Source organism: Alitibacter langaaensis DSM 22999, assembly GCF_003096995.1.
GTDB lineage: Bacteria > Pseudomonadota > Gammaproteobacteria > Enterobacterales > Pasteurellaceae > Exercitatus > Exercitatus langaaensis.
Map to the genome: position 1 here is coordinate 1 of NZ_QENU01000013.1, position 22,040 is coordinate 22,040.

14 protein-coding genes and 1 pseudogene are annotated in these 22,040 nt (G+C 41.4%); 9 read left to right on the plus strand and 6 right to left on the minus strand.

The genetic code is table 11. The features are described 5' to 3' along the window. Nucleotides 1-101 (minus strand): annotated as a pseudogene (locus C8D76_RS07880) (IS1595 family transposase); the annotation flags it as partial. 14 nt (nucleotides 102-115) lie between these two features. Between C8D76_RS07880 and C8D76_RS07885 the strand changes: the two are divergent. The 4 genes from C8D76_RS07885 to hemN all read left to right on the plus strand — a co-directional run bounded on the left by C8D76_RS07885 (nucleotide 116) and on the right by hemN (nucleotide 4,960). Further along, the gene (locus C8D76_RS07885) at nucleotides 116-2,110 is read left to right on the plus strand and encodes a TonB-dependent receptor plug domain-containing protein (protein ID WP_116632241.1); all 1,995 of its coding nucleotides are present in this window, start codon (nucleotides 116-118) and stop codon (nucleotides 2,108-2,110) included. Nucleotides 2,111-2,523: 413 nt separating this feature from the next. Next, nucleotides 2,524-3,087, plus strand: a complete 564-nt coding sequence (gene yihI, locus C8D76_RS07890) for a Der GTPase-activating protein YihI (protein WP_116632242.1) — start codon at nucleotides 2,524-2,526, stop codon at nucleotides 3,085-3,087. A gap of 6 nt (nucleotides 3,088-3,093) precedes the next feature. Then, nucleotides 3,094-3,531 carry a DUF2489 domain-containing protein gene (locus C8D76_RS07895; RefSeq protein WP_116632243.1) on the plus strand — a complete coding sequence of 146 codons (438 nt, stop codon included), beginning with the start codon at nucleotides 3,094-3,096 and terminating at the stop codon, nucleotides 3,529-3,531. A gap of 61 nt (nucleotides 3,532-3,592) precedes the next feature. Beyond that, entirely contained in the window at nucleotides 3,593-4,960 is a 1,368-nt protein-coding gene (hemN, locus tag C8D76_RS07900) for an oxygen-independent coproporphyrinogen III oxidase (RefSeq protein WP_116632244.1), read from the plus strand. A gap of 93 nt (nucleotides 4,961-5,053) precedes the next feature. Here hemN and gdhA read toward each other — a convergent pair whose 3' ends face one another. The 5 genes from gdhA to hemC form a co-directional block, all read right to left on the minus strand. Beyond that, nucleotides 5,054-6,403: an NADP-specific glutamate dehydrogenase gene (gdhA, locus tag C8D76_RS07905; RefSeq protein WP_116632245.1), complete on the minus strand. Its 1,350-nt coding sequence runs from the start codon at nucleotides 6,401-6,403 to the stop codon at nucleotides 5,054-5,056. A 291-nt stretch (nucleotides 6,404-6,694) separates the two neighbouring features. Continuing rightward, nucleotides 6,695-7,927, minus strand: coding sequence for a heme biosynthesis protein HemY (locus C8D76_RS07910; protein ID WP_116632246.1), 1,233 nt, complete (start codon nucleotides 7,925-7,927; stop codon nucleotides 6,695-6,697). 11 nt (nucleotides 7,928-7,938) lie between these two features. Beyond that, a complete protein-coding gene (locus tag C8D76_RS07915; RefSeq protein WP_116632247.1) occupies nucleotides 7,939-9,345 on the minus strand; it encodes a uroporphyrinogen-III C-methyltransferase in 1,407 nt (468 codons plus the stop codon). 13 nt (nucleotides 9,346-9,358) lie between these two features. Further along, complete coding sequence (locus tag C8D76_RS07920; RefSeq protein ID WP_116632248.1) at nucleotides 9,359-10,126, minus strand: uroporphyrinogen-III synthase; 768 nt, start codon at nucleotides 10,124-10,126, stop codon at nucleotides 9,359-9,361. 21 nt (nucleotides 10,127-10,147) lie between these two features. Further along, complete coding sequence (hemC, locus tag C8D76_RS07925) at nucleotides 10,148-11,074, minus strand: hydroxymethylbilane synthase (protein WP_116632249.1); 927 nt, start codon at nucleotides 11,072-11,074, stop codon at nucleotides 10,148-10,150. A 159-nt stretch (nucleotides 11,075-11,233) separates the two neighbouring features. Here hemC and C8D76_RS07930 point away from each other — a divergent pair, with 159 nt between their 5' ends. From C8D76_RS07930 to ppx, 5 genes are all read left to right on the plus strand, one after another. Then, nucleotides 11,234-13,786, plus strand: coding sequence for a class I adenylate cyclase (locus C8D76_RS07930; protein ID WP_116632250.1), 2,553 nt, complete (start codon nucleotides 11,234-11,236; stop codon nucleotides 13,784-13,786). 63 nt (nucleotides 13,787-13,849) lie between these two features. Then, a complete protein-coding gene (locus C8D76_RS07935; protein ID WP_116632251.1) occupies nucleotides 13,850-14,479 on the plus strand; it encodes a response regulator in 630 nt (209 codons plus the stop codon). A 176-nt stretch (nucleotides 14,480-14,655) separates the two neighbouring features. Further along, a complete protein-coding gene (tamA, locus tag C8D76_RS07940) occupies nucleotides 14,656-16,512 on the plus strand; it encodes an autotransporter assembly complex protein TamA (protein WP_116632252.1) in 1,857 nt (618 codons plus the stop codon). Nucleotides 16,513-16,521: 9 nt separating this feature from the next. Continuing rightward, nucleotides 16,522-20,448, plus strand: a complete 3,927-nt coding sequence (tamB, locus tag C8D76_RS07945) for an autotransporter assembly complex protein TamB (protein WP_243405832.1) — start codon at nucleotides 16,522-16,524, stop codon at nucleotides 20,446-20,448. A gap of 12 nt (nucleotides 20,449-20,460) precedes the next feature. Beyond that, nucleotides 20,461-22,005: an exopolyphosphatase gene (ppx, locus tag C8D76_RS07950; protein ID WP_116632253.1), complete on the plus strand. Its 1,545-nt coding sequence runs from the start codon at nucleotides 20,461-20,463 to the stop codon at nucleotides 22,003-22,005. Nucleotides 22,006-22,040: the final 35 nt, after the last annotated feature.

The following is a 22,040-nucleotide window of genomic DNA, read 5'->3' on the forward strand; positions in this document are numbered from 1 at the left end:
CCAAGTAAATCTGCAGCTGAGCGAGCCGTGACTTCTAGCACAAAAAATTCAAGTAATTTTCTCTGTATAGATTTCTTTAGTTTACAATGAGTTATCTTCATTTTTGTAGATTAGCATAGTACCTAATCTACGTCAGCCCCAAACATTATTATGTACGGCAATAGCGCTCGCTTGCACGCCAAGTTATGCCGAAGTTTTCCAACTTGGCGAGATTGAAGTGGTGGCAAACCAAACGGATATTAGCACTGCAACAGCTGATCAGGCAGAACTCCGCAAAAATCAAATTACAAATGTCGCACAAGTCGCCAAAATCTTACCTGGTGTTTCTTTTCATCGTGGCGGTGCAAGAGGAGAACAAAATGTGATGGTGCGGGGGTTTGATGCTCGTCGAGTGCCAGTATTTATTGACGGCATCCCTGTTTATGTGCCTTATGATGGCACGATGGATTTGGGGCGTTTTACTACTTTTGACCTTGCGAAAGTGGATATTTCCAAAGGGGCAAGTTCAGTCTTATATGGCGCCAATACTATGGGTGGTGCGATTAATTTAGTCAGCCGCAAGCCAAGCCAGCCACTAGAGGGAGTGATCGGCTATGGTTATCAATCTGGTAAAAATGCGCATACTGCGACCAATCAACCTTATTTCAGCTTAGGTGCAAAGCAAGAAAAATTCTATGCTCAAATCAGCGGTAGCTTTGTAGAACGTCAAGGTATGCAACTTTCCCATCATTTTAAACCAACGACTTATGAAGATGGTGGACGTGCAGAAAATTCTACAAGTCGTGACCGCAAATTAAGCGTACGATTAGGTTATACCCCAAATGAAAGCGATGAATATACCCTTTCCTACACCACACAAAAAGGTGAAAAACAACAACCGCTTTATACAGGCAAGGGAACGCCTCGAGCATGGCGCTGGCCAGCTTGGGATAAGGAAAGCCTTTACTTCCTTTCTCATACCGAATTTGCACAAGGCAAATATTATCTAAATGGCAAATTATTTCACGATACGTTTAAAAATGATCTCTCCGCATTTGACGATCCGACTTTCAAAACACAAAAGAAAGGCAGCTCATTTAATAGCCATTATCGGGATTACTCCTATGGCGCAGGTTTAGAATTTGGTGCGAAAACTCACAAAAATAACGAGTTAAAACTTTCGGCATTATATAAATTTGATGTGCACCGTGAGCATAATGACGGCGAACCTGTTGCTCGTAATGAAGATCGTACTTACAGCGTGGGCTTAGAAGACACTTATCGTTTCAGCGAAAAAACGCGTTTGACAACAGGGCTAAGTTATGACTACAAAGATGCAGTACAAGCACAAAACTATCAACGATTGAGTGCAAGTAGCCCATTGAAAGGCATTTATCATTTTGAAACGGGTTCGCAACATGCGTTAAATTATCAAGCGAAATTAGCGCATAATTTTAGTCAAAACGATGAATTAGGTTTCAGTTATGCCCATAAAACACATCTGCCAACAATGAAAGAACGCTATTCTCGCGGTTTAGGAAGAAACCCTAAAGCGCCGAATCCATTCCTAAACCCTGAAATTGCGGATCATTTTGAATTGAGTTACTACCGCTCTTTCGCCGATAAAATAAGCGTTGAAGGGGCTGTATTTTATAGCCGCATAAAAGATGCTATTGAAGCAGTGAATATTGGCGGCAATACCGAGCAAAATCAAAATGTTGGCAAAGCAACGCACAAAGGTGCAGAACTCAGTATCACCGCATTCGTGAACGATAAACTAACATTAGGCGCAAATTATAGCTATATTCGTGCGAAAAATAGTCATCGTGACATTGTGATCACGGATTTACCCCGCCACAAACTCTTTGCTTATGCCGATTGGAAAGCTACGCCAAACCTTTCCGTTTATGTGAGCCAAAGTGCAGAATCAGGGCGTTATAGTCAAGTAGATAGCAAATATGAAAAATTATCAGGATTTAGCACGACTGATGCGAAACTGACTTATGCGTTCACTGACAATTTCACCGTTGATGCAGGTGTATCCAACATTTTTGATAAAAACTATTACCTTGCTGAAGGTTATGCAGAAGAAGGACGCGTGTATTTTGCCAATGTAAAATATCAGTTCTAAATGTATTAAACATAAAATAAATAACTATGGGCGGTGAAAGCTGCCCTGCTAAATAGCCCCATTGACAAATCCATTATCGCAGTGGGTATTCTTAATGAATATTCGCGAATAATTTATTAAAGTGAGTCATTAATTAGCAAAAAGTGCGGTCATTTTTTCAAAAATTTTTCTATCATATTGCCATTAAGCAATATTTCCCCGTGTTTCTGTTATATTTTCATCCTATTCCATTACATAATAAGAAAACTGAGCGCCCCCCTTCTAATGCTCTTCGCCTTGTTCTAAGGTTAAAGATATCGAAAGATCGAGATTAAATTTAAGTGTAACAATTATTCACCCATGCTGAAAATTTCATAAATCCAAGGGCTTTTATGTTACAATTCAGTCAATTTTAGCTAAAACCCCATTTTATTATGTCTAGACAAAAAAAATCCCGTCGTATTACCGACACTATGCCTGTGCGCAAAACCGATAAAAAACCTGAGGGCAAACCGCTTTCGGGTAAGAAATTAACGCGTTATGAATTAGACGCCAAAGCGCGTGAAGAAAAACGTAAGCGTAAACATAAGGGCTTGGATTCAGGTTCTCGCCATAGTGCTGCGGAAGCTAATCATAAGCAGACAGCGGCAGAGAAAAAAGATCCGCGCATTGGCAGCCGTAAGAAAGTGCCATTGGTGGTAGAGTTCGTGAATAAGCCAGAGAAAGGTCAGCAAATTCCGCCAGTTAAAATTGAGCAAAAACCGACCGCACTTTCACCAGAATTAGAACTGGAGCAACTTGAAAATAACGAATGTTTAAATGATTTGCTCGATCAACTTGATGCAGGGAAAGCCATTAGTGCGGACGATCAAAAATTTGTCGATGAATGTTTAGATCGTATCGCCGAATTAATGGATGAATTAGGCATTGAAGATGAAGAGGGCGAAGATGATTTACTCAATACCTTCGAGAAAATTGATATTAACCAATTTAGATAAGCGTTTATGTGGACTACCATTTTACTTGTTATCGCCGCGCTAATTTTAGTTGCTATGGGCATATACACCATCTATCTGCTCGCCCAATTACGCAAGCAAAAGCAGTTATTCGAGCAAGCCAAACAAGCGCGAATTATTCGCCTGAAAGAAAGCATTGAGATTATTGCGCGTGCGATGCACTGCGGCGAATGTAACCATTCCGAAGGCGTGTTGCGTCTTCGAATGTTGCTTGAACCGTTGGGGCAAAAACGTTTAAATGATTATCCTGCGATGTGGGCATTATATGATGTGATCAAAGAAATGCCGACCCATGATGAACGCAAAAATTTGAAGAAAAATGTGCGTATGAAACTCGATCTTGAGCGTGAAAGCAAAGAGGTTGAACTCGAAGATCAAATCAAAGCAGAAACCTTGTTGCTGTTAGAAGATATAAAAATATGCTAAATTTTGACCGCACTTTTGGCGAGCCGATACGCTCCTTACTCTTAGCGATAACCAAAAACTCATGAACAATATTACTTTCGATCTCGATCTTATCCAAAAATACAATCAATCAGGACCACGTTACACCTCCTATCCTACCGCATTAGAATTTCATGAAAATTACACTAATGAGGATTTCAAAGCGGCGGCAGAACGTTATCCTGATCGCCCGCTGTCGCTTTATGTGCATATTCCTTTTTGCCATAAATTATGCTATTTCTGCGGCTGTAATAAAGTGATTACTCGCCACCAGCACAAAGCAGATATTTATCTCGATTTTTTAGAGAAAGAGATCGCCACGCGCGCACCATTATTTAAAAATCGTGTCGCTACCCAAATTCACTGGGGCGGCGGCACGCCAACTTATTTATCAGAACAGCAATCGGCGCGTTTAATGAAAATGCTCACAACGCATTTCAACATTGCTGAAAATGCTGAAATTTCGATTGAAATGGATCCCCGCGAAATTGAGCTTTCAATGCTCAATCATCTCAAAAAAATCGGTTTCAACCGTATTAGTATGGGCGTGCAGGACTTTAATAAAGAAGTACAAAAAGCGGTGAATCGCGAGCAAGATGAACATTTTATTCATCAATTATTAGAACGTGCGCGCGAGCTAGGTTTTCAATCGACCAATTTGGATCTGATCTATGGCTTGCCATTGCAAACCGTGGAAAGTTTTATGTTTACTTTGCAAAAAGTGATTGAACTCAATCCAGACCGACTCAGTGTATTTAACTACGCCCATTTACCAAGCCGTTTTGCGGGACAAGCTAAAATTAAAAATGAACAGTTGCCCGCGCCGCAAATTAAGCTGACAATTTTAGAAAAAACAATCGAAACCTTGGGTAACGCAGGTTATAAATTTATTGGTATGGATCACTTTGCCAAACCTGATGACGAGCTTGCCATCGCGCAAGATAACGGGGTATTGCACCGTAATTTCCAAGGCTACACAACACAGGAAGAATGTGATTTATTGGGGCTTGGCGTGTCTGCGATCAGTTTATTGGGCGATACCTATGCACAAAATCAAAAAGAATTAAAACATTATTATGCTGATGTGGATGCAACAGGCATTGCCTTGCATAAAGGCTTAGCATTAAGCGAAGAAGATTGTTTGCGCCGCGATGTTATCAAAGCCTTAATTTGTAATTTCAAATTAGATTTTGCGCCAATCGAACAGCAATATCACATTGATTTCCGCACTCACTTCGCAGAAGACTTAGCACTGCTCAAACCGCTAACGGAAGATGGCTTGGTCACAATTCACGAACAAGGCATTGTGGTTTCTTCATCAGGGCGATTATTGATCCGCAATATTTGCCTTTGCTTTGATACTTATTCCCGTCAAGCGGCAAGAAGACAGCAATTCTCAAGAATTATTTAATAAAAAATTTACTCAAAAAAACCGCACTTTGCGATTCTTTTCAAAAGAACAACAAAGTGCGGTTAAATTTTATCTTGTTTTCTAATTCAAAGATTAGTAAACACCTTGTGCAAGCATAGCATCAGCCACTTTTACAAAGCCTGCCACGTTCGCACCAACGACATAGTTGATATTCGCTTTGCCTGGTTGTTGACCATATTTTTTACAGTTAGCGTGAATGTCTAACATAATGTTGTGTAATTTTTGGTCAACGACTTCTGCAGTCCAGTATTCACGTTGTGAACCTTGTGCCATTTCTAAACCAGACGTTGCCACGCCACCTGCGTTAGCTGCTTTACCCGGTCCAAACAACACGTCTGCCGCTAAGAATGCATCTGTTGCTTCAATTGTGGTTGGCATATTCGCGCCTTCAGCCACTAATTGTACGCCATTTGCGATTAATTTTTCTGCATCCGCTAATTCAAGTTCATTTTGAGTTGCGCATGGAAGTGCGATATCCACTTTCACACCCCAAGGGCGTTCACCCGCAACATATTGTAAACCGAATTGTTCTGCATAGTCTTTCACACGGCCACGTTTCACATTTTTAATTTCTAATAATGCCGCTAATTTTTCAGTTGTGAAACCTTCTGGGTCGTAAACATAGCCCGCAGAGTCTGAACAAGTCACAACTTTTGCACCTAGTTGTAATGCTTTTTCAATTGCATATTGCGCAACGTTTCCTGAACCTGATACAGACACAGTTTTGCCTTGGAATGATTGTCCTTTTTCCGCTAACATTGCTTGTGCAAAGTAAACTAAGCCATAACCTGTTGCTTCTGGGCGAATTAAGCTACCACCGAATGATAAGCCACGACCAGTGAACACACACGCTGCTTGGTTAGATAATTTTTTCATGTAACCTGCAAGATAGCCAACTTCGCGACCACCTACACCGATATCACCAGCTGGCACGTCTGTGTCTGGACCAACGTGGCGGTATAATTCAGCGATTAACGCTTGGCAAAAACGCATAACTTCGCCGTCTGATTTGCCTTTAGGGTCGAAGTCTGAACCACCTTTACCACCACCCATAGGTAATGTTGTTAATGAGTTTTTGAAGATTTGTTCAAACCCTAAGAATTTTAAAATTGAAAGGTTTACTGATGGGTGGAAACGCATACCACCTTTGTAAGGGCCGATTGCACTACTGAATTGCACACGGAATGCACGGTTTACTTGTGTTTGACCTTTATCATCAGTCCAAGCCACACGGAATTGGATTGCACGTTCTGGCTCAACTAAACGCTCTAATAACGCTTGTGAACGATATTGTGGGTTCGCTTCCAAAAACGGCCAGATTGAAGTAAATACTTCACGAACAGCTTGTAAAAATTCAGGTTGGTTACCATCACGTTTTGCAACAGATGCTAAGAACTCTTCTAATGATGCTACTTGAGACATGGCGCATTCCTCTTTATGTTGATGTTTACAATTTTATAATTATTACCAAACTCTACTGCGTTCGGCTTGATTACAATATGCAACAAAACATAAAAGAATAGCAACTATTTTTAGCAAATATTTTGATAAACTTAAATAACATTAAATTAAATTTAACAAAACAAAGAAATTATTAAATTTTATATAATTTATCTCTATGTAAATATCCTCTTTTTATATAGACATAAAAAAACGGTGCCAAAAATATTTTGGAACCGTTTTAAATTACAGTATTTGATCACTAAAGTGCGGTCAATTTTCTGCTATTTTTTCATTTTCCGTGATCGCCATAGCAGATTTTAAGATATCTTCACGGATTGCTTTCGCCGCAACAACATCGCCAATCTGCTCAAAAACATAGGCTGCCATTGTTGCATCATATTGTTTCATTTTATCTTTATGGGCTAAGACTTTCTTGAATGCATCACTTGCTTTGTTAAAATCATCAGCGCGAACATAGAGATAACCTAACGCTCGATGAATACAGCCTTCGGCCTCTTCTGGTGATTGGCTTGCACGTTTTTCCAATAATTTCACTAATTTATGGCTATCCATTGGCTGCAAACGTGTAATTTGACCGTATAAAGCGCTGCTGAGCGCTTTGTCCCCTTCAACTTTTTTGAAGGTGTCCAATACAAGCTCATAGGCACTTTCATGATCATTGCAATCAATCAAACGCTGAATTAAACCGATACGCACATAGTTGTCATTACGGCGTTTACGCGGCTGGTCATCCCACCACGCCAATAAACCATCAGCGCCCTCTTCATTCATTTTTTCATCAAGTAAACCGTCTTTCACTTCATGTGTTAGGCTGGTAAACTCCGCCTCGGTATATAATCCGTCCACCGATTCTAAAATATCATCTAGCGCGCTATATGCTTTTGATTTGCGATAGATTTCTACGGCTAATTTCAAGACTTCAGGATTCTTCGGCGCTAATTCCAATAAACTATCAACCGAACTGCGCGCAGCAGGTAATTTATTTTGTTGCAATAAAATACGTGTACGAGCAAGCTCCACCACCAAATTATCAGATCCCGCTAATTCCGTTGCGTCCATCAAATATTTATTCGCCGCAAATTCATCGCCGCGTTGCTGCGCAGCTTCTGCCGCTTTAATGAAATTCAGAATTGGCTTATCAGAATATTTGGCGTTTTTACCAATTAATTTTTCCGCTTTAGAATAATCGCCTTCGTTCATACGCATTAACCCTTCAAGGGTTTGTTTTTGCGCTTTCACACGTTTGCGGCGACTAAACCAACCATAGGTGCTGTTGCTTAATCGGCAGAAACGTCTCAACAACCATTCAATGCTATAAACAATTGCCATGCCAATAACGAAAATCACCACTAATAAGACCACTGACAATTCGTAGTTATTGTTTTCAGTTTGAATTAACACATAGCCTTGTTTGCCTGCAAGATAAGGGCCTGCTATCAATCCCGCAAGCAATACAACCATCAAAAATAAAGATCTAAACATAATTGGCGTCCTTATTGTTGTTCTGCTTTTTGAGATTCATCAGCTGGTGCCGTGGCTGCGGGTTCAGCGTCATCAGATTTCTTCTCTGCTGCTTTGTCATCAGATTTATTCTCTGCCGCTTTGTCCTCAGCCTTAATTTCTTGCGCTGCTGCTTGGTTTGCTTCTGTTAATGCTTTATCTGCAGAAATTTCCACTTTTTGAACTTCTTGTGGCTGTTTATTAAGCACTTTATCTAAAGCAATTAAACTTGAAAGTTGATTTGGCACATCAACATAAATAGATTGATCCGCCAATTCATCTAGCGATTTTAAGAAATTCGCTGCCACTTCAGTATTCGTGTCAAAATAGCTACGAATCCAAGCCGCTACGGTTTCAAGCGATTGTTTGTAAAGCTCATTTTGTTGGCGTGGCACCGCTAAAATCGCAATCTGTAAACGTAAACGAATATTTTCGCGCAAATAAATATCTTGATTCGGCGCTAACAATGCTTGGGAAGCGCTATCTGTACGCGGCGTAATGCGAATAAAGTGATTCATAAACGATCTTGCCGTTTTTTCTAAATTCGCTTTCCAATCCATCACATCATCAGACACTTTGTCATTATTTGCGGCGGGTTCATCACCAAAATTCACATTCATCACCACCAATTCATCGACACTATTGGCAAGCTGCGATAATGTTTGCATTAATGTATTTTGGTCAACACGGTTTAGCGATAATAATTGTTTGAGATCGTTATTAATCGCCACACGCACCGTTTTCGCCGCAGGATCTGACACTTTCGCTAGCACTTCATCAGAAATTTTAAGCAATGAAATACTGGTATCCACATCATTGTCTAACACTAATTTTCGCAACGCATTTGTCAACAAGAAATCCGCTTCCGATAAAAGCCAATCATTTGGCTGCGCAGTTGCATTATTTCCAAGTTTAGCGACGTCATCTCGTAATGCCGCCAACGCTTTTTCTTTATCAGAAAGTGAAATTTCCAAGGCAGAAACTTTGTCTTCTGTTGATTTCAAATTTGCCGCCATATCAGACAATTGGCTTAATTCTTTTTCAACATTTGGCATTTCTGCGCTGTTTTGAGATGCCATCTCTGATTTTTCAGAAATGGTATGCCCCATATGGCTTTCAAGTGCGGTGAATTTTTGATTAATTCTTTCGACTTCTTGCTGACCAAAATAATAACCTGCACCGCCAACGCCCAATGCCACTAACAACGATAAAAATGCGAGACCAGAACCGCCTTTTTTCACAACCACAGTTTCGGTTTTATCCACAGATTTTTCTTGCGCAATTTCCGCTTGCTTATCTGTCTTCTGGCTATCAGCATTTTGCTTCGCGCCATTATCTGTTGTTTCAGCACTGATTTCAGTTTCCACTGCGTCAGTTTGAAGATCCTTTTTATTACTCATTGTCTTGCCCTTCTTAATCGAGTGATGTTCTCGTTGTGACTAAGGTTTCCACCAAGCTCGCATTATCTGCCCTTGCTGAAATTAAAATATTTTCGCTTTTCCAACCGCACTTTATCGCAAAATTTGCAATGCGGCGACTCACCGTGACTAACCGACAAGCTTTTAGCCAGTTCTGTTCTTCTGGCGGCACAAATTCAATTAAAGCCTGCAAAATGGCTAAACTGGTAACAATTAAACTTTCGACACCAGATCGTTTGCATAAATCCACTTGCGCAATATTATCATCGTATGCCACAGGAATGCGTTGATAGCATTCTAACACATCTACTTTTGCACCACGCGCCTTTGCTTGCTCGGCTAACAATTCACGCCCACCATTTCCGCGTAAAATTAACACCGTCTTTTCATGCAACTGTTGCATTTGGGGTAAATTTAGCACCCCTTCGCTATTTTCTTGCGCAAAGGGATAAATTACCGTTTGCTCTGACAGTGAAGACAAGCAGCACGCCGTGCTTTGCCCAACTGCGATATATTGTACATCATTACGCCAATGAAAACCGATACTTTTCAATGTTTCTGCGGCGAATTTGACCGCATTTTTAGACACAACAAAAATAATATCGCCCGCATTTAGCTGATTAATTTTATTGGGCAATTCATTTAGTTCACGCCCTGCAGAAATAGAGAATAAGGGCAAATGAATTGCGGCGATGCCGGATTTATTTAACATTTCGACTAGCTGCGCCCCACGTTCATCAGGGCGTGTCACTAATACCGCCATAGGCTACCTATTCATTGTCATTTAATCTTTATACACGTCTGCCAGAATTTTATCTGCGCCTTGTGCCAACAGCTGTTTGGCAATTTGCACGCCTAAAACTTCGGCATTTTTGACCGCACTTTTGCCTTCCGCGCGGATAATCTGAGAGCCGTCCACTGCGCCCACCAAAGCGCGCAAATGTAATTCATCGTTATGCAACACAGCAAAACCACCAATAGGCACTTGGCAGCCGCCTTGCAAATGGTTATTCATTGCGCGTTCTGCCAATACGCAAGCGGTGGTTTCCGCATCCGCTAAAGGGGCAAGCAATTGTTGCACACGCTGATCATCCACACGGCATTCAATGCCAACCGCGCCTTGCCCAGCCGCAGGCAGCGAAATATCGGTGTCAATAAACGAAGCGATGCGTTCCTTTAATCCCAAACGAATTAAGCCTGCGGAAGCAAGGATAATCGCATCATAATCGCCATTATCTAGCTTACTCAAACGCGTTCCCACGTTGCCACGCAAAGACTGAATTTGTAAATCAGGACGCAATTTTTTTAATTGACATTGGCGGCGCAAACTTGACGTTCCCACAATCGCGCCCTGTGGCAATTCATCTAAAGTTGAAAATTTATTAGACACAAAGGCATCACGAGGATCTTCGCGCTGACAAATCACGCTTAAACCTAAGCCTTCAGGAAATTGCATCGGCACATCTTTCATCGAATGCACCGCAATATCCGCCGAGCCGTTTAATAACGCATTTTCAAGTTCTTTTACAAATAAACCTTTGCCACCAATTTTCGCCAGCGGGGTATCTAAAATCACATCCCCTTTGGTCACCATTGTCACCAGTTCAATGGTTAAATCGGGATAAAGTTCTGTTAAACGGTCTTTCACGAAATTCGCTTGCCACAATGCCAATGGACTTTGACGAGTGGCGATTCTGAGCATATTTTGCATATAAATGATTGATCTAACTATTGATAAATGTGTCTATCCTATCATAATTTTTAGAAAAACCGGCAAAATTTAACTGTACTTTCCTTGATTTCTGTCAATTGCTTTCCCTAACACAAAATGCTAGATTAACGAGCGTGATTTATTCTATCGGGTAGTCCTTTGAAGTACGATATCGAATTTGCACGGAAACAAGTTGCAGATCTTGAGCGTTATCGCACGGTGCGTGCGCTATCAGGCGCGACAGAAGAATTTCGGCATGTTTTTCAACTCATTTCATTGTTGTTACACAGCAATCACCCAAATCTACCAGGGTTCATCCATGATGCACCTTTCGGCATCTTTGATTTCAAATTAAACGACTATCAACGTAAATATCTTCATAATCTCTTTCCTAATACGCCGATTTACCAAATTATTCCCAATATTGACCGCACTTTTTTAGCCATTAATGGCGTTTATGTGATGGGCAGTATTGCCTCTATTTCGCAAACAACCTCTTCCGATTTAGATATTTGGGTGTGCCACCGTGAAGATCTGAGCCCCACAGAATTAGACAAATTACAACAAAAAGTCACCGCACTTGAGAAATGGGCAAAGCAGTTTGATATTGATATGAACCTGTTTCTTATGGATGAAATGCGTTTTCGGGATTTTCGTTATTCAGAAGCGATGACCAAAGAAAATAGCGGTTCAGCTCAATATATGTTATTGCTTGACGAGTTTTATCGTTCCGTCATTCGCCTTGCGGGAAAACCGTTGTTATGGCTTCATTTATTAGTGGAAGATGAAACCGCTTATGAAGACGAAGTAGAAAAACTGATTAAAAATAAAGAGATCGATCCGCAAGAATGGGTGGATTTTGGTGGCTTGGGGAAATTTTCCGCCAATGAATATTTTGGCACGAGTTTATGGCAATTATATAAAGGAATTGATTCCCCCTATAAATCCACGATTAAAATTCTATTATTAGAGGCCTATTCTTGGGAATATCCGAATACGCGGTTAATTTCTTCTGATTTTAAATTCCATTTATTAATGGATCATACCGAAGATCATCACTTCGATTCTTATTTAGAAATGCTTGAGCGCGTTACAGCCTATCTCACTTATCATAAAGATTTCAAACGTCTTGATTTCGTGCGCCGCTGTTTCTATATGAAAGCCACGGAAGATCTCTGGTATTATCGGGGTAGCAACTGGCGTTTTGACTTGCTGAATGAACTCACTCAACAATGGGGGTGGGATCAAAAAACCATTGATGATTTGAAACAACGCCCCTTCTGGAAAATCCGCCGTGTGAAAAAATCTTACAATATGGTGGTACAAATGTTGATGTTAAGTTATCGCCATTTAATCCATTTCGCACGGAAGAATAATGTGAATGCGAGCATTATGCCGCAGGATATTAGCGTGCTAACCCGTAAAATCTACACCGCATTCGAGGAATTGCCGGGCAAAGTGATGCTGATTAATTCGCAGCTGTCTAATGATTTAGCCGAAAGCGATTTAACTTTTATTGAAATACCGAAAACAACCAAAACGCACAAGGCAGGTTGGTATCTATTAAATCAAGCGCACAAGGCAGGTTGGTATCTATTAAATCAAGCGCCCAATATGAGCTGTTTTCTGCAACCGCGCCATGTTGAATACAATCCCAATTTACACAAATTAGTCGCTTGGGCATATTTCAATACCTTGCTCACCCCTAAAACTCGGGTGCATATCCATAGTGACAATGTTGATGCAACAGTATTAAATGAATTTATCGCGGATCTGGCGAATACCTTTCCAGTAAAAGTGCCACCACCAACAAATGAAGAACTGAACCACCCCTGTGAAATTCGTCAATTGTTGGTTGCAGTGAATTTAATTTCGGATCCCACCAAAAATTTAGCGCCCGTTGGGTATGACGTAAAACAAAGCGATTTATTCAGTTTTGGTGCAGATGAACGCAGCCTTGTCGGCAGTATCGACTTAATTTATCGCAATTTATGGAACGAGGTACGAACCCTGCATTTTGAAGGAGCAAACGCGATTTTATTAGCCTTAAAAGTGCTTTCCAATAAAATCCACCGTGGCTCCACCACGCCACGCTCTGTACATGTATTTAGTTATAGCGAAAACTATCGCCGCACCTTGGCAGAAGCCGTTTCCACCTTAATTAATAAATGTATCAGCATTCAATCTGGCAACACGCCACCGTCAAAAATCCACAACTTATTGCGTGTGGCAGGGAAAAACTGGCAATTTTTCTTTGAAGATCGCGGCATTAGTTTGCAAGAGTTTCAACAAAGCAATATTCCTCAATATCGCGACTTTGGCGATGATTTACACGAAAAACTCGCGCAAAATGAACCGCACTTTAAGCGTTCTAATATCAAACAAATCCGCAAAGCCAATAAAGAATTATACCCCGCAGAACTAGATGCGTTTGCCAGCGAAGGTTTTTTGCAATTTTTCTTTGAAGATACCGTTGATGGTTTGTTTAACGTCTATATTTTAGATGAGCAAAATCGTATTGAAGTTTATCGCAATTGTGATGGCGAAAAAGAACAAAAAATTCGTGAAATCAATCACATCTATGCTACGGCAGATAAAAATGGCAATAATCCCTATGGCATCGTACAGCGTGACTTCAACTACCCACAATTTTATCGCCTACAACAAATTGATAATCAGACCAAAATCACCCCTTTCCAGCGTTATCTCTAACGCCTAGAATTTAAACTTTGATTAGTCTATAATAGCCAGCCTAACCCAAATAGGTAACTTAATATGACAGATAAAACCAAAGTATTGTTGATTGACGACCACCCGCTTATGCGTCGCGGCATTAAACAATTAGTTGAATTAGACGAAAATTTTGAAGTCATCGGCGATGTCGGTAACGGCAATGACGGCATTGCGATTGCCCTAGAAAAAGAACCTGATCTCATTGTGTTAGATCTCAATATGAAAGGTTTATCGGGTTTAGACACATTAAAAGCATTGCGCACAGAAGGCGTGGACGCGCGTATTGTGATTTTAACTGTATCTGATGCGAAAAATGACATTTTTTCTTTAATTGATGCAGGCGCTGACGGCTATTTATTAAAAGATACTGAGCCTGATACCTTGCTCAATCAAATCAAACAAATTGCCCATGGCGAAGTTATTCTCAGTGACAGCATTAAAAATCTATTAATCGAACGCCATTCTATCCAAGGCCCATTAGATTCCTTGACCGAACGCGAAATGGATGTATTGCAACAAATCGCCACAGGCTTATCCAATAAACAAATCGCGGCAAAACTCTTTATTTCTGAAGAAACCGTAAAAGTGCATATCCGTAATTTATTGCGCAAACTGAATGTACACTCTCGTGTTGCCGCGACAGTGCTATATTTAGAGCAGAAAGGCACGTAAACCACGCTTCTAATAATTCCTAAAGCACGTAATTAACGTGCTTTTTTATTGTCATCAGTTTTCTACCCCAAAACTTCAATCTTAGCGACATTGTTACCAATTTCCTGCCTGTGGAAAAAAGAGAATAAACCCGTTAGAATACGTATAATTTTGACTTGCTATTATTGAGAATAAAGATGAAATTAACCACCAGACTCACTGGTATTTTGCTAGCATTTGGGGCTTTGGGATTTGGCTCTGCGATAGCTGCTCAAGAAGCACAAACAGGCATCGCAGAAAACCGCGAACAGACAATTTCAGATCAGACTGAAAATGACACTAAAAGTGCGGTCAATTCTGAGCAAGAAATTTCAGGTGCGATCCCTAAAGTGAATGTGAAAATCCAAGGCATTCATCAAGAAAAACTCAATAATAACGTCCAAATTTATTTACAAACGATAGACAAGGATGAATTTGACGGTTCTGAACATCATCAGCATTTATTAACTGAAAATATCGATAAAGCCTTGCGCCCATTTGGTTATTACAATAGCCGCGTGTTTTATCAACTGCAACCAACTCACCCAAAGCCGACTCTTGTTGCCACTGTTGATGTGGGAGAGCCTGTTAAACTCGAAGGCACGGATATTAAACTGACGGGGGCAGCGACGACTGATCCCGAATTTCAGAAACTTGATAAAAAAGTGCCCCCAAAAGGCGCTATTTTAGAACATGAAGCCTACGATAATTATAAAAATTCGCTAGAAAAACTTGCACAGCAACGTGGTTATTTTGATGCCGACTTTCCTGTCCATCAGTTACAAGTGATGCCATCAACGAATCAAGGTTGGTGGTATATGGTATTTAATAGTGGCGAACGTTATCGCTATGGCAATATTTCCTTTAAGCACGCTCAAATTCGCGAAGATTATTTGCGTAATATCCTAAAAATCAAATCGGGCGATGAATATCTGATTAATGATATATCAACCATGACCAGTGATTATTCCTCCTCTGGCTGGTTTCAATCTGTCATGGTGAAACCAACCTTGCATGAAAAGAGCAAATTGGTCGATTTGGACGTGCTCATGTATCCCAAAAAGAAACACAGTATGGAACTTGGGGTGGGCTATTCTACGGATTTAGGTCCACATGCGAAAATTGGCTGGACGCGTCCATGGATTAATAGCCGCGGCCATAGCGTGCATTCCAATTTGTATATATCTTCGCCCAAACAAACCTTTGAAGCCAGCTACAAAATGCCGCTACTAGAAAACCCGTTGAATTATTATTACGAATACGCAGTGGGTTTTGAGAAAGAAAATAATACTGATATTGACACCGAGTCAACGGCAGCAACGGCAGCAGCATTGCGCTATTGGAATAATCCCACTGGTTGGCAATATTCTGTGGGTGTGCGAGCACGTTACGACAAATTTACCCAAGCAAATACCAGTGAGAAAACGTGGTTGCTCTACCCGACCACGACCATCAGTCGTTCACGTTTAAGCGGTGGTTCATTTCCTGATCGCGCCGATACGCTGAGCTTAACCGTCGATTTAGGGAATAAGATCTGGACATCAGATGTGAATTTCTATCGTGTTCGTGCTACCGCAGGTTGGATCAAACGATTTGCCCATAATCACCGTTTCTTAACGCGAGCGGAATTGGGCTATTTGCATACCAGTGAATTTAATCGCATCCCCCCTGCCTTGCGCTTTTTTGCTGGCGGCGATCGCAGCGTGCGTGGTTATGGTTATAAAAAAATCTCGCCAAAAGATAAAAATGGCAAGCTGCTGGGCGCTTCACGTTTAGCCACAGCGACTTTGGAATATCAGTATCAAGTGGTTGATGGCTGGTGGTGGGCAAGTTTCTTTGATGCAGGTCTTGCCGCCGATCAATACAAAACCGATGAATTACGTTATGGCGCTGGTATGGGGGTTCGTTGGGCATCGCCTGTGGGCGCAATTAAATTTGATATTGCCACCCCTGTGCGCGATAAAGATGACAGCAAAAATATTCAATTTTATATTGGCTTAGGCGCGGAATTATAGGATAAAACGATGACAATGAATAATCCAAACCAAACACAAAGTGCGGTCAAAAATGACAAAGTTTCCTCCGCGACAAAGCCAACTCAAAATAACAACAATAAAAAAAATAAGAAAATTTTTCGCCGCACTTTAGCGGTTATTGGCATATTTCTAGGCTCAACACTTGCTGGAACAGTAGGCATTATCAGCACGGAAAGCGGCACCAAATGGGCGCTAGGTTTAGTGGATGATATGGTTGACGGCTTGAGCATTGGTGAAGTGAGTGGCAAATTACAAAATGGTTTAACGCTAAAAGACGTGAAATTTGTTACCGATGGCGTGGATGTCAATGTAGCGAATGCGCACTTACAATTGGATTTTGGCTGCTTACTTCACCGTGAAATCTGTATCGAAGATGCCAGCATTAAGCGCACTTATGTTGCGGTAAACACCGCTTTGCTCCCCCCTTCACAAGAGCAGAAAGAAGAAAGTGGCCCGATGAAACGCATAAGCTTGCCGATTTCTGTTAAGGTGAAAAATATCGCTGTTGAAGAGACGCAAGTACAAACCGATCAGCAGCAATTGACGCTCGCTAAATTGCAAAGTGCGGTCAGTTTAAACAATAATTCTGGGCTGACATTAGCGCCTACGCTAATTGAGCATTTCCGCGTTGAAACTGCACTCAGCAAAGAGCAATTTGAACAGCAGCAAAAACAAGCAGCAGAGAAAGCGCAGTCCGTAACACCTATTGATTGGAATGCCCTTGAGCAAACTTTAACACCTGCGCTTTTGGGCAATCTTAAGGAAATTACCTTGCCATTTGATATGCACATAGAAGATCTGCAAATCAAAGAAATGCGCTATCAATCGGAAGTGGATAATAAAATCACACAACAGATCACGATCCCAGAGGCGCAACTGCAAGCCCATGTGAATGGCTATAATGCTGAATTGAAAACGATGGCCATCACCAGTTCGTTGGGCAATGTGAACGGCAATGGCACAATGCAACTTGATGGCGATATGCCGCTGAATATTCATCTTCAAACGGAGATTGCGCCAATAAAATCAGATAAGGATCTCTTATTCCCACGTACCACAGCGGATTTGGTTCTATCAGGTTCACTGAAAAATGTTGCCGCGCTAGAACTCAATACCAAAGGGGGAATTAATGCGAATTTGAAAGGGCAAGTGGAGCTCAACAAAGAAAAAACGCCCCTACAAATCAGCCTAACCAGCCAAGCGTTACAATATCCTTTTTCTGGCAATGATCCACTTAAAGTGAAAAATCTCAATTTGAACGTGACGGGCGATTTATTAGATTATCATGCCAGTTTACAAGCCCAAGCTGAAGGAATGGGCGTGCCGAAAAGCGAGCTAGATTTTTCCGCCGCGGGCAAACTCTACCAAGCCAATATTGAAAAACTTCATCTTCAAGCCTTAGACGGAAAAGCTGATGTGAGTGGCAACGCCAATTGGAAAGAGGGTATCAGCTGGCAAAGTGCGGTCAAATTAGACAAAATTAATCTCGGTGCTTTTGTGAAAGATTTCCCTGCTGTACTCTCGGGCAATTTGGCTTCAACGGGGGCGGTCAATCACGACGGCTGGTCGATTAACGTTCCTGAATTAGATATTAATGGTTCGGTAAGCCGACACCCACTCACCTTGAAAGGTGTGTTCACATCGAGCCGAACAGAACTGGTGAATGTGCCTAATTTATTGCTCACTTATGGCGAAAATAAAATCACCGCACAAGGTATATTAAGTGAGAAATCAGATTTTCATCTTGATGTCCAAGCCCCTAATTTACGCGGTTTATTACCAGATTTAACCGCATCTTTAAATGGCAAAGCCATACTAACAGGGAAAATCACTGAGCCGCATCTTGATTTAGATCTCAATGGCGGAAATATCCAATTCCAAGATCTCAAACTCAGCAAAATCAACGCCAAAGGCAAAATTGATTCTCTGCCATTGATACAAGGCAATTTGAACATCAATGCGGAAGGTTTCAAATATGCTGACAATGTGGAATTAAAATCTATCAGCTTAACAGCCAATGGCGATGAAAAAGCCCATAAATTACAGCTCCGCTCACAGGGTGAGCCTGTGGCTGCCAATCTTGATTTAGTGGGAAGTTTTGACCGCACTTCGCAAGTGTGGAACGGCACAATCAGCCAAACCAATATAAAATCACCAGTGGGCGAAATTAAAAATAATCAGTTTAGCGTGAGTTATGACAACAAAGCAGTGAACGCCAATATTTCCGCCCATTGTTGGAATAATCCAGATATTGAGCTTTGTTTTCCACAAGCCTTTAATGCGGGCAAGAGTGGTGAAATTCCGTTTAATCTGAAAAAATTAGATCTCAATTTAGTGAATAAGCTAGCGGAAAATGAGCTGTTAAAAGGGCAGCTCACAAGCCAAGGAAAGTTCGCGTGGTACACGGATAAACCCATAAAATTAGATCTACAAGTCAATGGCAAAAATATTAATTATGCGCAGAAAATAGATTATCGCACCTTTAAACTAGCCGTGCCGAGCCTAAACCTTAATGCACAAATTGCAGATAATAATCTCAATGCGAAGACGGATATTCGTATCCAAGATCAAGGCAATATCAATGCGGATGTAAAAATTACCGATCTTGCGAAAGCGCGTAAATTAGACGGCAAACTAAAAATTGCGGGATTAAATTTAAATGTTCTAAACCAACTGCTAACAAATAAAGAAAAAGTTTCAGCAGATGTGAATGCCAATCTCAATTTCGCAGGCAGTTTAAACGCGCTATTGATCAACGGTTCATTCAATATCAATCACACCAAAGCGGTAATTGGCGCGATGCCTTTTGATATTAATGACGGTGAGTTAGCCTTACAATTTCATGGCAACAGCTCTACCCTAAGAGGGCATATTACTACGCCTGAAAGCCGTTTAGATTTAGACGGCAACGCGAGTTGGAAAGATCTCAATGATTGGCGCACCCAAATACACGCCAAAGCCCATGAGTTCTATCTCAATATCCCATCAATGGCGAAACTCAAAGTTAGCCCTGATGTGAAAATGGAAGCCACGCCAACAGTCTTAGATTTAACTGGGGAAATTGATATTCCATGGGGGCGAATTGCCATAGAAAGTTTGCCTGAAAGTGCGGTGACCACAAGTAGCGATGAAGTGATTTTAGATGAAAAAACTGATCAGGCATTGCTGCCTTTAGCTACGAAAACACAAGACGGACAAATGATTCGATCCGATCTACAAATTCACATTGGCGATGATGTTACCGTCAATGCCTATGGGCTAAATAGCAATTTAGAAGGGCGATTGCTCGTGAAACAAGCAAAAGGGAAATTGGGCTTATTTGGCGGCATTGATTTAAAACATGGGCGCTATGCTTCATTCGGGCAAGATTTACTCATTCGCAAAGGGCAAATCAGCTTTTCGGGTATGCCATCAAACCCAATGCTCAATATTGAAGCCATCCGTAATCCAGAAGCAATGGAAGATAGCAACATTATTGCGGGCGTGAAAGTCATTGGTATTGCAGATGCCCCTGAAGTTACGGTATTCTCAGAGCCAAGTATGCCACAGGATCAAGCCTTGGCTTATCTGTTAACAGGTCGCTCCCTTGAAAATAGTGGCGAAGCGGGCTCGGGCGGTTCGATTGGCGCGGCATTGCTCGGAATGGGCTTAGCCAAAAGCGGCAAAGCAGTGGGGAAAATTGGCGAAGTCTTTGGTATTTCCGATCTCAATGTCGGCACTGCAGGCGTTGGCGACAGTTCCAAAGTGGTGGTCAGCGGCAATTTGACCAAAGATCTCCAAATTAAATACGGTGTTGGTTTATTTGATGGTTTAGCTGAGATCACACTGCGCTATCGCTTGTTGCCGCGTTTATTTTTACAATCAATTTCTAGCACAAATCAAACAGTTGATCTCATTTATCAATTTGAGTTTTAAATTTTAACTATTATGAATAACGAAAATTTAATCAAAAAAGCGACCGCACTTTCGCTTGAAAAAAATCCGAATATGCGTGAAATTGCTGCGATCGATCTTGGTTCAAACAGCTTTCACATGATTGTGGCGCGCATTGTCAACGGTTCGATCCAAATTCTCTCGCGCCTAAAACAAAAAGTGCAACTCGCCAAAGGTTTAGACGAAAATAATGTCTTAGACCAAGAAGCGATCACTCGTGGCGTGAATTGTCTGGCTTTATTTGGTGAACGCTTGCAAGGTTTCAACCCTGAAAATGTGAGCGTGGTCGGAACTTACACCCTAAGAAGTGCGGTCAATAATGATGAATTTTTGCGCCAAGCACAGCGAGTTTTCCCTTACCCCATTAATATTATTGCGGGCGAAACGGAAGCCAAAATGATCTACGCAGGCGTATCTCATACTCAACCTGAAAGCGGGCGAAAATTAGTTATTGATATTGGCGGCGGTTCCACCGAAATGATCATCGGCGACAATTTTGAACCGCTGATTGCCAACAGTCGAAATATGGGCTGTGTGAGTTTTGCCAAGCATTTTTTTGAGAATGGCGAAATTACTCCGCAGCGTTTTGAACAAGCTCGCCGCACTGCGTTATCGCACATTGCTGATTTGGCTGAACCCTATAAATCTCTCAACTGGCAACACGTTTTGGGTTCATCAGGCACCATTAAAACCGTGCATCAAGTGATCGCCGCCACCTTAGATCCAGACGGTATCATTACTGCGGGGCGCTTAGATTTTTTGATTGAACGCACGTTGAAATTCAGCCATTTTGATGAACTCAAAATTCCAGGGCTAAACGATGAACGCGCAGATGTGTTTGTGCCTGGGCTAGCAATTCTGAGCGCGGTATTTGATACCTTTGATATTGCTCAAATGCGTTATTCCGATGGAGCCTTGCGTGAAGGTGTGATGTATGATTTGGATAAAAATTTCCAAGTGATCAATATTCGTCAACGCACGGCTGAAGGGCTTGCCGAACAGTTTAATATTGATCGTCCGCAAGCAGAACGTGTGAGCAAAAGTGCGGTGCGTTTGGCGCAACAATTTCAAGATTGGCAAGCCAGTGAATTTGCCGAAGAAATGCAAGAAATTTTGCTTTGGGCGGCGTTATTGCACGAAGTGGGCATTGTCATCAATCACAAAAATTCACAAAAACACTCCGCCTATATTCTATCGAATATGGAATTGCCGGGTTTTGACAAAGAGCAACAACGTCTGCTCGCCACGCTAGTGCGCCATCAAATTCATCACTTTCATAATGATGAAATTGGACAATTTGCGCGTTACACGCCACAAGATGTGCTCACGCTGATCCGCTTGTTGCGTTTGGCAGTGCTGCTCAATAAACCGCGCCAAGCCACAGAAACTTGCGCTGAAATTTCGCTAAAAACTGACCGCACTTTGTGGCAGCTAAACTTTACGCATCATTATCTCGCCAACAATCCGTTGATTTTGAATGAATTACGCATGGAACAAAAAGCGCTGATTGAAATTGAGTTAGAACTGAATTTTACCTAGTCCAAACAACAATCACACAAAAAAGGCTTGCCAAC